At 42.6% G+C, this 20,131-nt stretch carries 18 protein-coding genes; 3 read left to right on the top strand and 15 right to left on the bottom strand.

Features of this window, described 5'->3' with window-relative positions; translation table 11 throughout:
* Positions 1–74 precede the first annotated feature (74 nt).
* The 12 genes from AR334_RS21630 to AR334_RS21575 form a co-directional block, all read right to left on the bottom strand.
* Positions 75–1,148: an alpha/beta fold hydrolase gene (locus AR334_RS21630; protein ID WP_253701337.1), complete on the bottom strand. Its 1,074-nt coding sequence runs from the start codon at positions 1,146–1,148 to the stop codon at positions 75–77.
* A gap of 17 nt (positions 1,149–1,165) precedes the next feature.
* A complete protein-coding gene (locus AR334_RS21625) occupies positions 1,166–1,732 on the bottom strand; it encodes a polyhydroxyalkanoate biosynthesis repressor PhaR (protein WP_066317581.1) in 567 nt (188 codons plus the stop codon).
* Positions 1,733–1,747: 15 nt separating this feature from the next.
* Complete coding sequence (locus AR334_RS21620) at positions 1,748–2,353, bottom strand: hypothetical protein (protein ID WP_066317571.1); 606 nt, start codon at positions 2,351–2,353, stop codon at positions 1,748–1,750.
* 25 nt (positions 2,354–2,378) lie between these two features.
* Positions 2,379–2,819, bottom strand: coding sequence for a hypothetical protein (locus tag AR334_RS21615; RefSeq protein ID WP_066317560.1), 441 nt, complete (start codon positions 2,817–2,819; stop codon positions 2,379–2,381).
* Positions 2,820–2,965: 146 nt separating this feature from the next.
* The gene (locus AR334_RS21610; protein ID WP_066317557.1) at positions 2,966–3,745 is read right to left on the bottom strand and encodes an SDR family oxidoreductase; all 780 of its coding nucleotides are present in this window, start codon (positions 3,743–3,745) and stop codon (positions 2,966–2,968) included.
* A gap of 328 nt (positions 3,746–4,073) precedes the next feature.
* Positions 4,074–5,717, bottom strand: a complete 1,644-nt coding sequence (locus tag AR334_RS21605; protein ID WP_253701336.1) for a long-chain fatty acid--CoA ligase — start codon at positions 5,715–5,717, stop codon at positions 4,074–4,076.
* Positions 5,718–6,051: 334 nt separating this feature from the next.
* Positions 6,052–7,734 carry an AarF/ABC1/UbiB kinase family protein gene (locus tag AR334_RS21600; protein WP_066317551.1) on the bottom strand — a complete coding sequence of 561 codons (1,683 nt, stop codon included), beginning with the start codon at positions 7,732–7,734 and terminating at the stop codon, positions 6,052–6,054.
* Positions 7,735–7,885: 151 nt separating this feature from the next.
* Positions 7,886–9,058, bottom strand: coding sequence for a tryptophan synthase subunit beta (gene trpB, locus AR334_RS21595; RefSeq protein ID WP_066317548.1), 1,173 nt, complete (start codon positions 9,056–9,058; stop codon positions 7,886–7,888).
* A gap of 144 nt (positions 9,059–9,202) precedes the next feature.
* Positions 9,203–10,396 (bottom strand): ABC transporter permease, encoded by a 1,194-nt coding sequence (locus AR334_RS21590; RefSeq protein WP_066317544.1) that lies wholly within the window; start codon positions 10,394–10,396, stop codon positions 9,203–9,205.
* Positions 10,393–11,085, bottom strand: a complete 693-nt coding sequence (locus tag AR334_RS21585; RefSeq protein WP_066317540.1) for an ABC transporter ATP-binding protein — start codon at positions 11,083–11,085, stop codon at positions 10,393–10,395. Before AR334_RS21585 ends, AR334_RS21590 begins: the two co-directional genes overlap by 4 nt.
* The gene (locus AR334_RS21580; protein ID WP_066317537.1) at positions 11,082–12,209 is read right to left on the bottom strand and encodes an efflux RND transporter periplasmic adaptor subunit; all 1,128 of its coding nucleotides are present in this window, start codon (positions 12,207–12,209) and stop codon (positions 11,082–11,084) included. The genes AR334_RS21585 and AR334_RS21580 overlap by 4 nt, the downstream gene beginning before the upstream one ends.
* A 112-nt stretch (positions 12,210–12,321) precedes the next feature.
* A complete protein-coding gene (locus AR334_RS21575) occupies positions 12,322–12,987 on the bottom strand; it encodes a Yip1 family protein (protein ID WP_066317535.1) in 666 nt (221 codons plus the stop codon).
* 230 nt (positions 12,988–13,217) lie between these two features.
* Here AR334_RS21575 and AR334_RS21570 point away from each other — a divergent pair, with 230 nt between their 5' ends.
* The gene (locus AR334_RS21570) at positions 13,218–14,390 is read left to right on the top strand and encodes an alanine--glyoxylate aminotransferase family protein (protein WP_066317533.1); all 1,173 of its coding nucleotides are present in this window, start codon (positions 13,218–13,220) and stop codon (positions 14,388–14,390) included.
* Between the two features lie 46 nt (positions 14,391–14,436).
* On the opposite strand, the gene AR334_RS21565 is transcribed toward AR334_RS21570, so the two are convergent.
* Both AR334_RS21565 and AR334_RS21560 read right to left on the bottom strand, forming a co-directional pair.
* Complete coding sequence (locus tag AR334_RS21565) at positions 14,437–15,363, bottom strand: aldo/keto reductase family oxidoreductase (RefSeq protein WP_066317530.1); 927 nt, start codon at positions 15,361–15,363, stop codon at positions 14,437–14,439.
* Positions 15,364–15,485: 122 nt separating this feature from the next.
* Positions 15,486–16,685 (bottom strand): iron-containing alcohol dehydrogenase, encoded by a 1,200-nt coding sequence (locus AR334_RS21560; protein WP_066317527.1) that lies wholly within the window; start codon positions 16,683–16,685, stop codon positions 15,486–15,488.
* Between the two features lie 226 nt (positions 16,686–16,911).
* Here AR334_RS21560 and AR334_RS21555 point away from each other — a divergent pair, with 226 nt between their 5' ends.
* Together AR334_RS21555 and AR334_RS21550 are read left to right on the top strand one after the other, a co-directional pair.
* Complete coding sequence (locus AR334_RS21555) at positions 16,912–17,361, top strand: hypothetical protein (protein ID WP_066317516.1); 450 nt, start codon at positions 16,912–16,914, stop codon at positions 17,359–17,361.
* Positions 17,362–17,753: 392 nt separating this feature from the next.
* Positions 17,754–19,601 carry a Xaa-Pro dipeptidyl-peptidase gene (locus AR334_RS21550; RefSeq protein WP_066317514.1) on the top strand — a complete coding sequence of 616 codons (1,848 nt, stop codon included), beginning with the start codon at positions 17,754–17,756 and terminating at the stop codon, positions 19,599–19,601.
* Between the two features lie 93 nt (positions 19,602–19,694).
* Here the strand turns inward: AR334_RS21550 and AR334_RS29650 are convergent, their stop codons facing one another.
* Positions 19,695–20,084, bottom strand: a complete 390-nt coding sequence (locus AR334_RS29650) for a hypothetical protein (protein ID WP_156431359.1) — start codon at positions 20,082–20,084, stop codon at positions 19,695–19,697.
* Positions 20,085–20,131 lie beyond the last annotated feature (47 nt).

The raw sequence follows: 20,131 nt of genomic DNA, 5'->3' as shown, positions 1-20,131 counted from the left end.
GGAGGATTTATCCTCCTCTAAACTCCCATATATTATATATGACCTTGTACCCTGCTTTATTCCCCTAAATTTGCCTACAGTTGATTGGACCTGCTAGATGCCCATTGATCGACAATCTTGGCAAACAGACCGGACAATGCCAAACCGACATGCCCGCTTTCCACGACGACATAGGTCTTATCTTTACTTGAAACCAAATCCATTATCGGCTTGCTTTGTTCTTCTAAAACTAAATTATCTCTCGAGCCTGATATGACAAAGAGATTTGCATTAATATTTTTCAAATCAGCCTTTTTGTTGCCAATAACCAATTCACCTTTCACAAGCTTGTTCTCTTTAAACAATTCAGTCGTCAACTGACGGTAGGCCTCACCGGCAAAAGGAACCTGATCCACCGTCCACTTGTTCATGCGTCTCCATTTATCAACATACCGATGGTCATGGGCTCTAGCCAGCAACATCGTATAGTTGGTAAAATAAACCGGAGCGCCGATGGCCCGGAACATCCCCTCAACCATTTTAGGCGGAATATTCCCATATACATCAATAAAATGGTCAATGTTAATATCACCTTGTCTTAAACCTTCGGCCCATTTATCCGGTCCGACAAATGGCTGGAAATCAATTGGTACGGTTGCAACGATTAAATTTTTAATTGGTTCGTCTGCTATAGAAGCATAGATGGAGGCAATCGTACCACCTAAGCAATAGCCAACCAAAGTAATCTCGTCTACTCCGGAATGGCGAATAGCCCGTTTTACAGCAGTGCGAAGATATTTATCGATGTACGTATCCAGACCGATTTTTTTATCCTCATAGCCTGGTGCCCCCCAATCCAGAAGGTACACCTCATAGCCCATGTTCGTCAGCCCTTCAATAACGCTCGTTTTAGGGGCTACGTCAAGAATGTATGGTTTATTGAATAGCGAGTATACAAAAAATAACGGAATCTCATATTTCCTATGTTTGGCCGGATAATGCCACAATACTGATTTATTTTTCCGCCACACCTCCGCTTTTGGTGTGTGACCAATCTTCGGCTCCGGTTCAGTTAAAGCCTTTAACACATTATTCCATCGTTTGGCTTCTTTTTCATAATCGAATTCAGGTATAAGATTTTTAATTGGTGTATCTGTTGCCATGGCCATAGCCACCACCCCTCAAATTACTTTGCCGAACCTGTCCCAGTTAACACGGGCTCCACTGTCTTTTCTTTAGAAATCAGGCCTTTGAGCTCATCAAACTCATCCTTGAAATTGTGTAATTTCAGTAATTCAAATTTCATTTCTTGAAGCTCGGCATGTAGGCTCTTTGTATCTGCCAGTTCTTTTTTTGTCTTAACCAATTCCGTTTTTAATTGTTTCGTCAGTTTAATAATTTCCTTCGATACTTCTACGACACTTTGGATTTCTTTGCTTTGTGATTTAACAGAGTCTTGCAGTTCCCAAATTTGTTCCTCAAGAGCTTCTATTTTTTCTTCTGTTTGGATTGTCAGATTTGCAACATTGGTGACATCACTCTTTGTCGGCAAATTAAGGACACTCGCAAGCGCCTCTTGATTCTTCTTCAAGGTCTCTAAATAACGGGAATGGAATTCCGTACCCGCATTTGTCATTTTGACAAACTCTTTGTTGTTCGTCCAAAGAAAGATAAAATCATTGATTTGCTTTTCCCACAATAAACTTAATTTATGAAAAGATTCATATGGGTCATATGTTTTATTATCTGACATTCCTGGTCACCTCGTTTAAGTATTAGCTGGATCTACAGCATTTTTCATATATTTTTGGAATGGAAAAAGTGCTGATTTAACTTGGTTTGAAAATAAGTCGACAAACACTTTTTGATATTCATAAAATATGCTTGTTGTTTTTTTAACACTATCAATATATTTTTCTCTGCCTGCTTTCCTAACAGCAATGTACTTTTCAACCATTTCCAAATATTTGTCCAAAGCCTGCACACTGTCCACCGAACGGAATGGCGTTAATAACAGCGAGGTAGTTTTCTTTTGAATGTCATCTACTGCCTCATTAAGTTCCTCGTACGATTTTGCAGGAAAAAAATTCTGCAGTGTCGTTGTCGTTACTAATAGTTCCTCACGGGCCGCTTTTTCCCAAGTTTTTACCTCTTGACCAAATTGCTCCGTAATTGCTTTAATATTTTCCCGATTGCGTTTAATCGTCTCAACGTAGCTTTTTACTGCTTCCAAAAATAATTCATCCCGCTTATTATATCGTGCTACCCAACCATCCAATTCATCAAAACCCAGCTTCCACATAAGTTCCAAGCTAGAAAGCTGCTTTACCCCTTCAGCAGTTGTTTCTTGTTCTCTTTCAGTTGTATCTGCCATGTTCACTGTTCCTCCTCCGCTTTGTTTAAGTCTCAAATAATTTTTTTAATTCCAGCAAATCCTCTTCCAACGTCATTAATTTATTGTTGTGTATGTCTTTAACTTCCTGTTGCAAGACTGCCAGCAACTCTTTCGAAGATTGAGTGACCGTTTTTAATTGCTGAAGATTATGATGCTGCTCCTTGCTGATAAGATAAACGGTCTCATCCAGCATATCCAGTTGATCCTCACAATCTACTAATGTTACTGAAATAGCTGCTATTTCATCTTTATTAGGAAGGTCCAACCGTTTTAACCATCTGGTTGTTAATCTTTTGTGAACTTTAACCTTTTTTAAATGGAGTTCTAATGCCCTGCCAAATGCTAGCGTAAAATTGCGGCAATTAGTAAGGGAATGGATTTGTTTATTCGTTTCCGCCTCCAGGTATTTATAATATTCAACTGAATCTTGATGCTTGGTTTCCATTTAAACCCCTCTTAACTAACCGGTCGGTATGTTTGTGTAAACATTTACATTCGTATGTTTATCTAAACATAATTACTGGTAGCCTTCAAGGGAATACCCATGGAATTCAGAAAGTTTTCAAAAATGGCAAATATTTTCATAATAATCTATTGTACTCCTGCAGTTGTCCCTCCGTCGACAACTAAAACATGCCCGTAAACATAATCAGAGGCCGCTGATGCCAAAAATAGTGCCGGGCCTTTCATATCGTCATCGGAACCAAAACGGCCGGCAGGAGTACGCTCAAGAATTTTTTCTCCGGAATAATCCAAAATCGCTTTTGCCATTTTAGTAGGAAAAAAGCCTGGGGCAATCGCATTAACATGAACATTATACGGAGCAAGCTTTACCGCGAGATCCTTCGTAAAAGCAATGACAGCTCCCTTACTTGCCGTATAGCCGATGGCATCCATAACTAATGGGTCTTGTCCACCTAATCCAGCAATCGAGGCAATGTTGATAATTTTGCCTGAACGTTGTTCTTTCATGATTTTCCCAACTGCCTGGGAGAACAGGAAAACTGCCTTAAGGTTGATATCCATTACCTTATCCCATTTGTCTGCCGGCATTTCCAAGGCAGGTGCCCCCCAGCTAGTTCCGCTGTTATTGACGAGAATATCAATGGCGCCAAACTCCTTGGCCGTTTCGTCAACAACATATTGGATATCTTCGGGATTAGACACATCGCATTTAAACGCCAAGGCTCGCACGCCTCTTTCCCGGAGCGCATCTACAAACGCTTGGCATGCATCAAGATTCCTTGAGCATATAACGATATTAGCCCCCGCTTCGGCATAGGCTGTGGCAATTTGCTGGCCCAAACCCCTACCACCGCCGGTAACAATCGCTGTCTTTCCTTTTAAACTAAATAAGTCCTGTATATCCATAAATAATTCTCCTTCATCAAGCGGATTAAGAACCTCTCCAATTCTATTGGCCCCGCTCGCATGTTTATATTATGATAAAACAATAGAATATTAATATAATTTCAATTATTATGGGTAATATTGGATTTGTAAACCTAACCTTGTCGACAAAATTCCCTATTTTTTGTCATTTTATTATCAAACCTTTAGTAAAACGAATGAAGAAAATGGCTAGACATCGACATGATAGAAAACGGCCCGGCCAATTTTGACCGGGCCGTTTGTATAAGATTCCCCTTTTTTTGACCGTTAACCCCTAGCTTTCTCCAATTAATCTTTCAATCTATAATTATGCCTTTACTTTTGAGAGTTCCTGATCGCGCAATACCCGTCTGAGCAATTTTCCAACCGATGATTTTGGCAGCTCCGCAAGAATTTCTACTTCCTTCGGTGCCTTATACGGGGCAAGGTTATCCTTTCCAAACTGAATAACTTCCTCAGGAGAAAGCGTAAATCCCGCTTTGAGCTTTATAAACGCTTTTACTGTTTCGCCTCGATAGGAATCAGGCACGCCAACGACAATCGCTTCTTCTACACCATCAAGTTTATAGAGCACTTCCTCAACTTCGCGCGGATAAACATTGTAGCCACTGGCGATGATCATATCCTTTTGGCGGTCGAGGATATAGAAATAGCCATCTTCATCCATCTTCGCAATATCCCCTGTAAACAACCAGCCATCCTTTAACACCTCTTCCGTATCCTTCGGACGATTCCAGTAACCCTTCATTACTTGAGGGCCTTTGACAATTAATTGACCCTGATCGCCAACCGGAACATCAATAAACTCACCGTCTTCCGTTTCACGAACAATTCTGATCACCGTACTCGGAACTGGAATTCCGATACTTCCATATTTTCTTGGCAAGAACGGAGGATTAAAAGCAACTGTCGGCGCTGCCTCGGAAAGCCCATACCCATCTCTTAGAATGGCGCCAGTGATCTTTTCAAATATTTTCGCCTGCTCCACAGGTAACGGCGCCCCACCGCTGCCTGTATAATAGACTTCTTCAAAATGGCATTCTTTTAATGCTTCAGGCTGGCTGTTCAACGCAAAATACATTGTCGGAACTCCGGCAAAAATTAATGGCTTCTCCCGCTTTATCGTCTCCATGACTTCCTTTACATCAAACCGAGGAAGGATAATCTGATTGGCACCCTCCCGAATTCCACAAAGGGCGACACTTGAAAGACCATACACATGAAACATTGGGAGGACCGTGATCATTTTAAAGGATTCGGGAATTTCATCCCATGTATTATAAATAAAATCACAAACTTGGTTAAAGTTCGCCAACAAATTATAATGGGTCAGCATGACACCCTTTGGAACACCGGTAGTACCGCCAGTATATTGCAAGACTGCAACATCTTCATGTGGATTGATTTCAACCTCTGGGAACGAGACCTCGACCTGAAGGGCTGCATCAAAGTATACATCCTCTTCGCCAAGCTCCATTCTTTCCCCGCCAAAACTAACAACGATTACTTTCTTTAAGGAGGTAGTGGATTGCGCTTTTTTCACCTTCGGGTAAAAGCCATCGAGGACAACCATGAACTTGGCACCGGAATCCTCGAGAACAAATTCGATTTCGCGTTCCACATACATTGGATTCACTTGGACAGCGATCGCGCCCAAGCGAAAAATCGCAAATAAAGTAAACATGTATTGCGGGCAATTTGGCAGCATGATTGCGACCCGATCGCCCTTCTTCAGTCCCTCTTTATGTAATGCAGCCGCGAGACGATCTACAATCATTTTCGTTTCAATAAAACTAAAGACCTTTCCATAAAACGTAAATGCTGGTTTGGTTTCGAACCGGTTTACTGCATTCTCCAAGAAATCATAAAGCGACTCATACTTTACACTCACATGCTCATCCACTCTGGGGTCATACCACTTTAACCAAGGCTTTTGCTGATAATCCATCATAAATCCTCCTTAAAGATAGTTTTCATACCAATACTTCACATAAGAATTCAATAATAAAAATACTTAGTGAAGCATAATACAGTTTAAATTATTGATATGAATTGAAAAATTGTAAACGCACTTATCTCGACAGGATTCCACAAGTATCCTTGGTTTTCTTAAATTACTGCATTTCTCGTTCAATATATTAACTTGTCAACCTAAAAAGAACGTCGAATATTGTCTTTTTTCTATTGAATATTCACAAAACTTTAACATTATCTTGTGAACATTTTTTGACAACAAAAAAACTGCCGTATCCTAGCGGATTTGGCAGTTTTTTATTAACCTGTTTTCAAAATCTTCCTGACTTAAAAATTGAAAATAATAACCAAAGAAATAACGTTATGATAATTCCGAAGCCTAATTCAACAATCGAATAATTCGTTAGGAGCTTTGAAGTCTGTCCAGATATTGAAGTACCGATGATCACCCCAGTCAACAAAATACTGATTGAAAGAAGAATCATGCTAAAAGAAATCCGGTTACTGATTCGGTTTAACTTCTTGACAAATGAATCAATTTCCGGGGAGGTAAGGTCAATTTTCATCCTACCCTTTGACATGATTGCCGCCATCTCTTTTACCTGTTTTGGCAAGTCGTTTAATATATCGCCATACTCATTGACTTGACTCCACATTTTTTCAGCCATGTTTTTAGGGTGATACCGCTCTTTCAGCAATTGACGGCCAAATGGCTCGGCAATTTTAACAATATTTAACTCCGGGTCCAACTTTTCGATGACGCCTTCAATTGTAAGGAGTGTTTTCCCGAGAATAGTCAAATCAGTTGGCAGCTGAATCCGATGCCGAAAGGCAACAGTAAATAAATCATTGACCGTCTTGCCCATGCTCATTTCACTAAACGGAACATCACTATATTTTTCACGGAGACGGTCGACATCCAATCGCAGCTGTTTGCGGTCGACATCGTCCGGTACCAGGCCCATATTGGTAATCCCTCGGACCACTTCATCCGTATTTCGGTTCATCAACGCGATCACAAATGAAGCAAGATGATTTCTCATATCGGAGCTAAGCCGCCCGATTATTCCGAAATCCATAAAAGCGATCACTTCCCCCGGTAAAGCCAAGATATTGCCTGGATGGGGATCGCCATGGAAGAACCCATCGATTAATATTTGTTGAAATATCGCATTAACCACCGTTTCCCCAAGGTTTTTAATGTTATAGCCCGCTTGATGCAGCCGCTCCTCTTCATTTAGCTTGATTCCTTCAATATATTCCATCGTAATCATTTTCTCGGTCGTATATTCCCAATGGATTTTTGGAATTAACACTTTCGGATTGGCAGTAAATTGGTGAGCAATCTTTTCTGAATTCCGTGCTTCAATTTTATAATCCAGCTCCAGTCGTAAGGAATTAGCGATTTCCTCCATAATCTCGCGTACCTGATAGCGCCTTGCCCATTCAATTCTTGCGTCAGCTACCCTTGCCAGTTCCTGCAGGATTTCCAAATCTGTTTCCATCACTTGTTTAACTTGCGGGCGCTGCACTTTTATCGCTACCTTTTCACCTGTATGCAAAGTGGCGGCATGCACTTGCCCGATAGAGGCTGCGGCAATAGGCTCTTCCGAGAACTGTGCAAAAGTGTTTTTCAGGGAGTCTGCCAATTCTTGTTCAACGATTGCCTTCACCTCCTCGAAGGGGAATGGCGGAACCTGATCCTGAAGCTTTACAAGCTCTTTAATGATATCAGGAGGAATTATATCAGGTCTGGTACTGGCAATTTGGCCGATTTTCACAAAAGTTGGCCCAAGCTCTTCCAGGAATAACCTGACCCGTTCACCTGTCGACTTTCCCGCGCTGCTCCTTGTGCCTTCGACAAAAAGCTTTTTGGGAACAGCCAACAAGTCAAGCAGCCCCATTTCTTTTACCAGAAACCCGAATCCATGTCTGGTAAAGGCATAAACAATATCACGAGAACGCGAAATCTGCCGTACCTTTTTCTTAATCATCGCAATCACTACCATTTACACATATTTGATTAAACCATCTCATGCTTTATTGGTACTTTTCAAGTAAATATTTAGATTTCCTCAAAATGTTCAAATTCTACTAAAATAAAGAAAGGATAATCCGTTAAACGGATCATCCTTGAAAAAACGATTATTTTATTAACATATGAAATACTTGTTCAACGTCCTTGTCGCCTCGTCCGGAGAGGTTTACAACCAGGACATCCTCAGGAGAAAGTTCCTTTGCCAGTTTGATCGCGTGGGCAACGGCATGGGAGCTTTCCAAAGCGGGAATAATCCCTTCGGTTTTGCTCAACACTTGGAATGCCTCCAGCGCTTCTTGTCCGGTTGCAGTTGCATATTCCGCTCTTCCACTCACTTTTAAGAAGCTATGCTCCGGCCCGATGCCGGGATAATCTAGCCCGGCTGCAATCGAATAGGTTGGTTTAGGATCACCATTTTCATCAAGGAGTGTAATACACTTAAAACCATGGATGACTGCTGGCACTCCTTCCGTCAACGTAGGTGCTTCCGCAGGTTCGACGCCAATTAATCGAACATCCTTTTCCGCAATATAATGGGCAAATGCACCGATGGCATTGCTGCCGCCGCCAGCACAGGCAATCACCGCCGTAGGCAGCTTCCCTTCTTTTTCTACTACCTGACGTTTCGATTCCTCACTGATAACCGCTTGGAAATGCTTTACCATTGTCGGGTATGGATGAGGGCCCACCGCCGAACCTAGCAAATAAAAAGTATTTTGATAGTTTTGCACAAGGTCGCCGAGCGCCTCATCAACAGCATCTTTTAATCTACCTTGGCCCTTGGCAACCGGGACCACTTTTGCCCCCAGTAATTCCATGCGAAAAACATTTAACGCCTGGCGTTCGGTATCAAGCTTGCCCATATAAATGACGCACTCCATGCCGAACATCGCGCAGGCCGTTGCTGTCGCGACCCCGTGCTTGCCGGCCCCGGTTTCAGCGATAATCCTCTTTGCTCCCATACGTTTTGCCAATAAAATTTGGCCAATGGCATTATTGATTTTATGAGCCCCGGTATGGTTTAAGTCTTCACGCTTTAAATAGATTTTCGCCCCGCCGATTTTCTTTGTTAAATTTTCGGCAAACGTCAGCGGATTCTCTCGGCCAATGTATTCCCTTAAGTAATATTTAAATTCTTCGATAAATTCCGGATCATCCTTATACCGTAAAAACTGTGCTTCCAATTCATTCAAAACCTGCTGCAGCTCCTCCGGAACAAAGCTGCCGCCAAACTCTCCAAAATAGCCTCTTCTTTCTACACTCGCTCTCTCCATGCTCATCTCTTCTCGTCTCCTTCTAAACTAGTTTTAGAATTTGTTATTTACCTGAATAATCAGATTTATTTTAACATCATTTTATGGTGTGTGCCAGTATGTACCCTATAAAAAGAACCGAAAGTGGCACACTTTCGATTCCAGTATAAATTATTCATATCTTAAAGATTCGATTGGGTCGAGTTTCGATGCCTTATTTGCCGGCAGAATCCCAAAAACCACCCCAATAACCATTGAAAATAACACACCGCCCAATACAACCTGCCAGGACACTAACGATGGCCAGCCGGCAAAGAAGCTGACAATTTCTGATGTACCCCAGCCGAGGAAAATCCCCAGGATGCCGCCAATCAAGGTTAATGTCATCGACTCTATCAGGAATTGGGTTAATACCTGCCCCCTTGTTGCCCCAAGAGCCATGCGGATGCCGATTTCCCTCGTCCGTTCCGTTACTGACACCAGCATGATATTCATGACGCCAATTCCACCAACAAACAAGGAAATCCCGGCGATGCTTCCGATAATCAAGGTCATAATTTGGGTGACTTGGCCCACCCCTTGAGCGATTTCTTCCATATTGATAACTTGATAGGATTTTTCCGTATTATGCATCCTGTTTAATAAATTAGCTGCCTTTTTCCCAGCCGTCTGGAGCTGCTCTGCCGAGTCCGCCTGTATGGTCACCTGGGTAAAATCACTGCTTCCATAAATGATTTTCCATGTTTGAAATGGGAGATACACTTCCATTGACCCGAAAGCCAATAGCCCTGTCGGCTTCTCAAGAACACCAATTACTTCAATTGGTTGATTAGCCAATGTGATAATTTTTCCGATGGGATTTTTCCCCTTGAAAAGCTCTTCCTGCAACTTGTTACTGATTAGAGCGACTCGTCTCCCGCCAAGAAAATCGGCAGTCGATAAATTTCTCCCTTTCTCAACCTTTAATTGGTTCAATTTAAGATAGGCTTGATTAATTCCAGTTGAGGAAACATCGGCTGTATCCTGCTGATATCGGACTGCCGATAAGGTCGTACTGGATGCGACGACTTGTTTTACTTCCGGTAGCTGTTCTAATGCACGAATATCCTCCTGCTTAAACGGAGCCTGCAGAAATATATTGGGGTTTGCACGAATCTCCTCATCAGAAGGCTGGTAAAACATCTCGATGGTGTTTCCCGGTCCAGTAATTTGCGACTTCAACATCGCTTCCCCGCCCTGACCGATCGCCACGACAATGATTACAGCTCCGACGCCAATAATAATCCCGAGCATAGTCAAAATGCTCCGCAGTTTATGGGCTTTTAGAGAGCTTAACGCCATCAGCATATTTTCCATAAAACTCATGTCCGCTGCCCCCTTTCCGCAGCAGCCGAAACCTGAATCATTCCGTCTCTGACTAGAATCGTACGGTTTGCATATTCTGCCACCTCGGGCTCATGCGTAACAACGACCACCGTTACTCCTTCTTGATTCAGTTCGCGAAATTGCTCCATAATTGCCATGCTTGTTTTAGTATCAAGAGCTCCGGTTGGCTCGTCCGCCAAAATCAGCTTTGGCCTGTTAACAATTGAGCGGGCAATCGCCACCCGCTGCTTCTGTCCACCGGACAAGGCGTTCGGAAGATGATCCATCCGGTCTTCAAGGCCTATTTTTCTTAACGCGTCTTCAGCCCGGGACTGCCGTTCCGACTTGGAGATTCCGGCATATATCATCGGTAGTTCCACATTTTTCATGGCTGTCAGCCGGGGCAGCAGATGGAATTGCTGAAACACAAAGCCAATCGACTGATTTCGTACCCGAGCCAGCTCTTTATCGTTATAATTCGATACATCTTCGCCGCCTAGGAAATATTGCCCAGAAGTCGGCTTATCCAGACAGCCGATGATATTCATTAAAGTGGACTTACCGGAACCGGAGGGACCCATAATGGCGACAAACTCCCCCTCCTCAATGATCAAGCTGATATTTTTCAAAATATCGATCGATTCTTTTCCAACCAAAAAGGATTTAGTGATGGATTCAAGGCGGATCATTGGGTTGTCACTTCCATCCCGTCTCGCAATTTGTCGGGTCCCTTTACGATAATCCGGTCTTTTTTGGAGACCCCTTTAACAATTTCCAGCTTCTCCCCTGAAGTGAGCCCGGTTTTGACCTGCTGTTTTTTTGCTTTTCCATCCTTAACCAGGAACACATATGGGTCATCGCCATCATCGTGGATGGCCTCGATTGGCAGAACTGCGGCCATCTTTTTTTCCGTCTCAATTTCCATCAGAACCTGAAAGCCTGGTTTTAATGCTTTTAAGTCGCCAGTGATTTTAACAGTGACCGGGTATTGGACAGCTTGGCTGCCATTTGCCATTCCAGCTTGGCTCGTTTGCGGCAAAACGGCAATTTTAGTAATTTCACCTTGCCATTCCTGGTTTGGGACAGCATCGGAACGAATGATAACCTTTTGTCCGCCCGCAACCTTTAATGTGTCATATTCTGATAGAAGTCCTGAAGCGGTCATACTATCCAGCTTTCCTATATGTATAATAGGTTCTGCCCCGGCCCCAGCCGCCATGGATACTGGCGGTTTTTTTGCAGTTAACACGACACCGTCGATTGTGCTCTTAATCTCCAAATCACTTTTCCGTTTTGATATTATATCCTTTTGCAGATTGGCCTGCTTCAGGTCCAGATTGGCCAGTTTCTTTTCCATTTCAATTCGTTCAAATTCAGGATCCAGCTGTTTTTTTGCTTCGTCCTTCCCTACTTGGTCAATCAGTGTTTTTTCCTTGTCCTTAAATTGTTTGGTTTGTTTATCAAGCTGGGAAATTTTGAGATTCGCCGTTTCAATTGCAATTTTATTCTGTTCAACTTCCAATTCAAGCTGGGGATTTTGCAATTTGGCAATGACAGTATCTTTCTCGATCGTCTGCCCTTCCTCGACAAGCAGTTCCTGCAATTCTCCTTTTTCCGGAGAAGCGTAGACGAGCTGTTCCGCTTCCAGTTTTACCGTTCCCGGTACCATCAACAGTGAAGAAATCTCCTCCTCGACAAGCTGGGCAGTTTTGACAGCGGGTCCTTTGGCAAAGGCCTGTCGATAAACACTAATAGAAATCATGAGGACAAGTAAGCTGGCAACACCTATAATAATCCACGTTTTCTTTTTCATATGGGACGGTCAGGAGACCAGGCCATCAAAATGACAGCATGTGGCGCCTGACCCTATGCTCCTTTCGTTTTGCCTCATATGGGCTATAGCGGCAAAATTTGAGTTTGGCAACTTACAGCTGCGGCGCTGCTTGTAATGCAGTGCCGATTAAAGCAAAACCGATTGTGATAAGGAAGAAGATAATCGCAACTGTCCATGCCAAGCCTTTTGAGAAGCCAGCTGTTTTGTGGAGACCCAGCGCAGTTAAAATAGTTGTCCAGATGCCAAAAACCTCAATCGAACCGAGGACACCCGGTTTATCAAGATTCAATACTCCTGCCAGACTTGTCACATAGATTTCCGGGTTGCCGCCAATACCATAGCGAATGGCCATATTCAAAATCAACCCAATGGCCCCGACGAACATGATAAATGTATTCAATGAAAATAATTGCTTGAATGTAACAGATGAACCGGCAATCTTGGCAATTAACAAATAAATGGCACTGCTGATCAAAATGCCGATAATAGGTGAGACAATGCCGGTAACCGCAACTGTAATCCTAGTAATGCCTAAAAATAATTCGGCCTGATCTTCCGGAATGCCCTGATCGATTAAGGTTTCCACATTCATCGATAACGCCATTAATGCCATCCCAATACCAAAAATAATGCAGATTAGTGTCAGTGGCGCCCAGATTTTTGGATTTTGCTTGATTCTCGCGAATTGTTCTCCCGGACTGGTGAACATTCCTAATAAACTGGGATTCTCTTTCTTCATCTCTGTTTGCATTTCCATAGTATAAACCCCCTGTTTCCATTTCTGTAAGACTTTACAATCTGATTATACGACAAAGTTTGAGAAAAGTTTCACTTTTCCTGTACTTTACTTTCGCTCTATATTTCTTATTAATATTTTTAAAAACTATGAGTTTAAAATAGTAAGAGGATATTTTCTACCAATATCGAAATATATACTAAAGTAGGTTTTATTATCAATGAATTAACAGCATACAGGAGGACTAAAAAATGCGTAACGAAGAGATGCTGCTCATACCTGGGCCGACACCTGTTGTCGATTCCATTTATGATGCGCTGGGTCAGGAAACTAGAGGTCACACTGACCCAAGATTTGTCACGATTTACAAAAATGCCATTACACAAACGAAAGAAATGCTAAAAACAGATGGAGAGGTATTTATTATTTCGGGATCAGGGACATTGGCGATGGAGATGGCACTTGTAAATACGGTCGCAGCCTCTGAAAAACTTCTCGTCATTAGCCAGGGATATTTTGGGGATAGGTTTATTCATTTGGGGAAAGCATTCGGTATCGAGGTTGAGGTATTGCAATCAGAATGGGGCAAACAGGTAGAACCTTCTGATGTTGAGGAAAAACTTGCCAATGGAAACTTCAAAGCAGTGACCATTACTCATGCAGATACTTCGACCGGTGTTGCTGCCGATTTGGATACCCTGGTGCCGATCATTAAAAAACATGGGGCATTGGTCCTTCTTGACGGTGTTTGTGCTACTGCCGCAATGGAAGAAGATATGAGCAAAGCTTATGGTCAGCCTAATTATAAAATCGATGTGGTTCTAACTGGTTCCCAAAAAGCCATTGGTGTACCGCCTGGTTTGGCGATCGTAGCTTTTAATCAGACAGCTTTGGCGGCCAGGGAGCAAATCGAGCGGGTACCCGCTTATTATTGCGATATTTATAATTGGATTCCGATTATGAACGATCCAGGCAAGTATTTTGCCACACCGCCGGTCAACTTGATTTACGCCTATGATGAAGGAATGAGGTTGGTGCTTGCGGAAGGGATGGAAAAGCGATACCTTCGCCATAAACTATTTGGCAAGGCAGTAAGGGCTGCCCTTGCCGAATACGGTATGAAAGCATTGGCGGAAGAGAATGCCGCAGCCGCAACATTAAGCTGTATCCTATATCCAGAGGGATTGAACGATGCCACCTTCCGTGCCGCACTGGCAGAAAAAGGCGTGATTGTTGCCGGGGCACTCGCCCACTTGTCCGGAAAGGCATTTCGAATCGGACATATGGGGAATACGACTGAGGACATGCTTGAAAAAGCGATTGTGCTAATCGGGGAAACGATGAATGATATGGGCTTCTCCGTAAATCCGGAACAGGCAGTCAAAAGCCTTAGGCAATGCCTAATCCCACTTGAAATTAAATAAATGCTATACAAAGGGAGGTGAATAAATTTCACCCCCCTGTTTTCGTTTAAGGAACAATATTGCCCGCAGCTTTATAAATTTGATACCATTCTTCCCTAGTTAATATAAGCTCTGAGCCGCTGCAGGCATCCTTCATTCGCTGCGGGTTTGTCGTACCAAGGATGACTTGGATATTGGCCGGATGGCGGGTAATCCAGGCGACGGCAACAGCAGTGTTCGTTACACCATATTTTTCAGCAATACTGTCGATTGTTTTATTCAATTCGGGGTAATGCTCCATATCTCCAAGAAAAACACCTTCAAAAAAGCCATGCTGGAATGGCGACCAAGCCTGAATCGTCATATCGTTTAAACGAGAATATTCCAAAATGCTGCTATCGCGATTAATCGCTTGGTCAATCTTCATATTTAGCGAAATTCCTGCGTCAATCATCGGCGTATGGGCAATGCTAAACTGCAATTGGTTGATGACCAATTTATACGGAATGTATTTCTGCAGCAGTTCAATTTGCGCCGGATTATGGTTCGATACCCCAAAATACTTTACCTTGCCACTTGTGTGTAGCTGTTCAAATGCTTCCGCCACTTCCTCAGGCTCCATTAACGGGTCAGGGCGATGCAGCAGCAAAATATCGAGAAAATCAGTTTTTAATCGGGATAATATCCCATCGACAGATCTGATAATATGCTCCTTTGAAAAATCAAAATAGCCCTCCGGCACGCGAATTCCACATTTGCTTTGCAAGATCATGTTATCCCGAATCCCGGGATTCATTTGGATGGCTTCTGAAAAGATTTCCTCACACTGGCCTCGGCCGTAAATATCGGCATGGTCAAAGAAATTAATGCCTTCCTCCAAAGCTGTACGAATCAGTTTTTCTGCCGCAGGTATCGACAACTGAGTTAGACGCATATTGCCCATAATCATATTTGAAACTTTTAAATCTGTATTGGAAATTTGTATGTATTTCAAATGTAACCGCCTCCTCCTTCTTTTTTTTAATTATATCGAAATCTGGCATATTTTTAAAATCATTATGCAAAAATAAAAACCCAACCGAATGGAAATAGTCCTTGGGTTGGGGCAACCATTTATTATGCATGCTCTTTGACACTGAAGTCATAATCATAGCAGATTCGGTATAATTCCTCGATTTCGCGCTTCGTTGGCTCAATCGGATTATTAGCCGGACTGCCGCTGTCAAGCGCGTCTTGGGCCATTTTACTGATAGAGGCTGCAAATTTCCCGCTGTCAATCCCCCATCCCTTTAGATTAGGAATGTTCAATTCATCGCAAAGTCCCTTGACAGACTCTACCGCAAAATTGGCCAGTGCTTCATTTGAAAGCTCTCTTTTATCAGGGGCAAAGAATTTACCCAGGTCAGCCAATCGGTCAACACAATGATTCTTACTGAATTCCAAAACTGCCGGCAACAGCATGGCATTCGAATATCCATGGGGAACGTGGAATAACGCGCCAATCGGTCGCGACATCCCATGGACAAGACATACCGAAGCATTGGAAAACGCCATTCCTGCCTGCAGGGCACCTAGTGACATCGCTTCCCTCGCCACGAGGTTTTCACCATCATTGTATGCTTGTTCCAGGTTGGAAGCAATGTGTTTCATAGCAGATAATGCCAATGTATCACTCATTGGATTGGCCTTTTTTGACAGGTACGCTTCAACTGCATGGCTGAGCGCATCTACGCCTGTCGCAGCCGTTATTTGCTTTGGGGAACTGATTGTTAACATCGGGTCGACCATTGCTGCAGTTGGCATGAGTGCAGGCTGCTTGACCATTAATTTCACATCAGTCGACACAATGGTGATGACAGTGACATCGGTTGCTTCCGAACCCGTGCCGGCAGTAGTAGGAACAGCAATATGGGGGATTGGAGGTTTAAGGGCCAACTTGCCCACCGCTCCGGCATAATCGTTTATCCGGCCTCCGTTTGCCGCCAATATCGAAACCGCTTTGGCCGTATCGATACAGCTGCCTCCGCCAAGTGAAATCAGTAAATCGCACTTTTCTTCCTTAAAGAGTTCCAGCGCTTCGGCGACATGATGATCAGTGGGTTCAGAGTCCACCCCTAGATAAACCTTGGAACGAACACCATGAAAAGTTAAGCTATCCACACATTTATTTACATACCCAAGCCGCTCCATTACCTTGTCCGAAACAATCAGTGCGTTCTTCCCCCTGGATTTAGCTTCCTCCCCTATCTTTCCAAATGCTCCCCTGCCGAATAAAATACTATGAGGTGTTCTAAAATTGGAAATCTCTACCTTCATTTAAATCCCCTCCATACCATATATGACAAGTAATTTCTACTAATTGACAATTCCTATAATAGCTGATGGCTGGAGAAAATTTTGTTGGAATCTGTAAAATGTAGGTTTTTTAAAAAATTAAGAATTCATATTCCCATGAAATTAGGACAAAATGAATAGTACGAACGTGAAGGACCACTAAATATAGGTATTTTGCACTATATCCTCCTTGGAAGGGGAAAAAAATGTGTCTAACCCAATTGAAAAATTGCTTTGGAGCATTGCCCTTCCAGGATTTGGGCAATTCCTAAATAGAAAATACTTTAAAGGCTTCGTATTTATTTTTTTGGAATTTCTTGTGAATTCTCAAGCTAATTTTAATTCGATTATCATGTTAAGTTTTCACGGCGAGATTGAAAAAGCAATTGCAGGGGCTAATTATCAGTGGCTCATGTTTTATCCATGTTTGTACTTTTTTGCCATGTGGGATGCGTTTAAGGATGCTGGCGGAGGAAACAAATATTCCTTTCTTCCGTTTGTATTTGCCGCTTATTTTGTCACCGTAGGCTGTATTTATTCTTCCAAATTCAGTCTCTTTGGCGTCATGTTTGGCCCCGTTTGGCTACCTATGATTTTTATGCTGCCGGGCTTGGCAGCAGGGTTCATTATTCGGGCAATAATGTTAAAGAACGAGTAGGAGGGGAATTTTATTCCTGACCTCTCGCACGACCGAACGTACCATTCCGTTTGCGGCAGATCAAAATTATGAGAATGGTGACTCACAAAGCTGGGAAATGTTTTTAGTCTCCGCTTTGTGAGTTTTTTATTGTTATCGCTTGATGTTGAAATATATACCCTCCGCCTATTTACACGAATTTCTCCTTTTTTACAATATTATCAATAATTTCATATTACATATTACTGCTGCATGATTAACTTGTTATTTATCCTCGTTTTAACTATTATCCTGTTAGTTTTTGTATAAAATTATTTTTATTTTCCCTCCACCTTTTCACAAAAAATTCCAAATTATTAAAATATAATTATAGTTGGTTTAAAATCTATTAGCAGTATTATAAGGAGGTTAATATGAAAAAGAGAAAAAGATTTTTTAAAGGTATAATGAGCACAGCCTTCACTATTCCTTTACTTCTTAGCGGGACAAGTACATATGCTACTGATGAACCAGCAGCCACGTCCATTCCTCAAATTAAGGTAGTGGACGGAATGACGCAGCCGGTCTTTTCTCATCCGGATGCAATAACAGAAAGAATTTATGTGGAAACAACGGTAGATAGTGACCGGGATGGAAAATTCGACAGGGTCCGGACTGACATCATCCGTCCGAAAGAAACGGAACAAGGCTTAAAGGTGCCGGTTATCTATGAAATGACCCCTTATCGTTCGGGTATTCTGGATGTCCCTGTCTATGATGTGGATGTAGAATTTCAAGCTATTCCCAAGAAAGGGAATAAGGGAAACAATAGCGGAAAGCCATATGCTTCCTATACACCAGGTAATTTTCCGACCACTTATGATAATTATTTTGTTCCGAGAGGCTATGCAGTCGTTTTAGGTGAAAGCATCGGGACAGGCTTGTCGGATGGCTGTCCGACTACGGGTGACGAGAATGAAGTCCTTGCCACCAAGGCGATCATCGATTGGTTAAACGGCCGTGCGAAAGCCTATACCGCTGACGGCGAACTGGTGGAAGCGGATTGGAGCACTGGAGACGTAGGCATGACAGGTGTTTCTTATAATGGAACATTGCCGAATGCGGTGGCAACAACAGGTGTTGAAGGCTTAAAAACGATTGTTCCGATTGCGGCCATCAGCAGCTGGTATGAGTATTATCGTTCAAACGGGCTTGTAACAGCTCCTGGTGGTTACCAAGGGGAAGATGCCGACAACATGGCCGAAGCGATTTTAACAAGAAAGATGCCTGAGGCTTGCAAAAATATCATAGAGGAAATAAAAGAAGGCATGGACCGTCAATCCGGCGATTACAATGACTTCTGGAGCAAGCGCGACTATACGAAGGATGCCAAAAACATTAAAGCAAGCGTATTTGTCGTTCACGGACTTAATGACTGGAACGTGAAAACACAGCATTTCTCCGATTGGTGGAAGGCCCTTGAAAAAAATAATGTGCCAAGAAAATTATTGCTGCACCAACTCGGGCACAGCAGCCCAAGCAGTGGTTCCATCAAAGGCACCGCTGGCTGGAATACAATCATGAACAAATGGTTTGATTACTGGCTGTATGATATTAAAAACGACATCATGGAGACCCCGATGGTAGAGATTCAACGGGAGGACAGAACGTGGTCAACCGAAGCTAACTGGCCTGCTCCAGGTGCGACACCGACATCCTTATATCTCAAGCCAGATTCTGAAAATGGCTTGGGGGCATTCAGCAAACTGCCGCTTCCAAACAAAAATAAGAAAAATCAGTTCTTGATTGATAACCCGCTCATCAGAGCTGCTCAACTGGTATCAAGTCCTGATGCCGCAAATGAAAATCGGCTTGCATACGTGACACCTCCTTTAACAAAATCAGTACGTTTAAGTGGGACACCGGAGCTGGAAATTAGGGGCAGCATCGATCGGCCTGTAGCAAACTTGACCGCTTTATTGGTAAACTACAAACCTACTGGAACAGAAATCGTAACACGCGGCTGGATGGACCCGCAGAACCTGCATGATCAAACCAGATCGACTTCATTAACGCCAAATCGTGAATATACCTTTAAATGGGATATGCAGCCAGATGATTACGTATTTAATCCGGGAGACCGCCTAGGAATTGTCCTGATTGCCAGTGACTATGAATATACAATCAGACCAAAGGCAGGAACAAAAATAACGATTGACCCAGAGCGAAGCAAGGTAATCCTGCCTATCGTCGGAGGGTCCGATGCGCTCAATTGGGAATAATTTAAAAGGCATTAAAAAAGACAATTCTCTTGTGGATTGTCTTTTTTAATAATCCGAAACACTTCGTAACAAATTAAAAGAAAGTGGTACAATTTAATCCACTTTCTTTCTAGTCCTTTTATTCATTTTTATAGGATTATATACATTATTCAGGGTATAGTCTTCTGTTAAGTTTAGGTTTTGAAGCCTTTCTACTGCCTCTTCAAATTCAGCATTGTTCATCTGTTTTGTAGCCAGCAAGGAGCATAAAATAGCAAAAGCTATTGGGGTAGTATCAACATGTACATCAACCTGTACGTCTACATCAGAGTTCCCACTTTTATTAACTGAATTTAAGATTTCATTGCTAATTTTGTCTTGATCAAACAAACGAGATAAAGCCCTATTATTGTTTTCACTTAATTGTCTTTGGGAATTACGCTCTTCAAAATTTATCCTTTGCTGTGATACATGATTCTCTCTTCGTTGTCTATTTTTTTCCATAGTCTCATTCCTTTAAAGGGATGGAATTGGTAAAACCCCATCCCTAA

This window comes from Bacillus sp. FJAT-29814 (assembly GCF_001510715.1).
Taxonomy (GTDB): Bacteria; Bacillota; Bacilli; order Bacillales; family Cytobacillaceae; genus Neobacillus.
The sequence above is the reverse complement of the archived record's forward strand: the minus strand, read 5'-3'. Positions and strand labels throughout refer to the sequence as shown.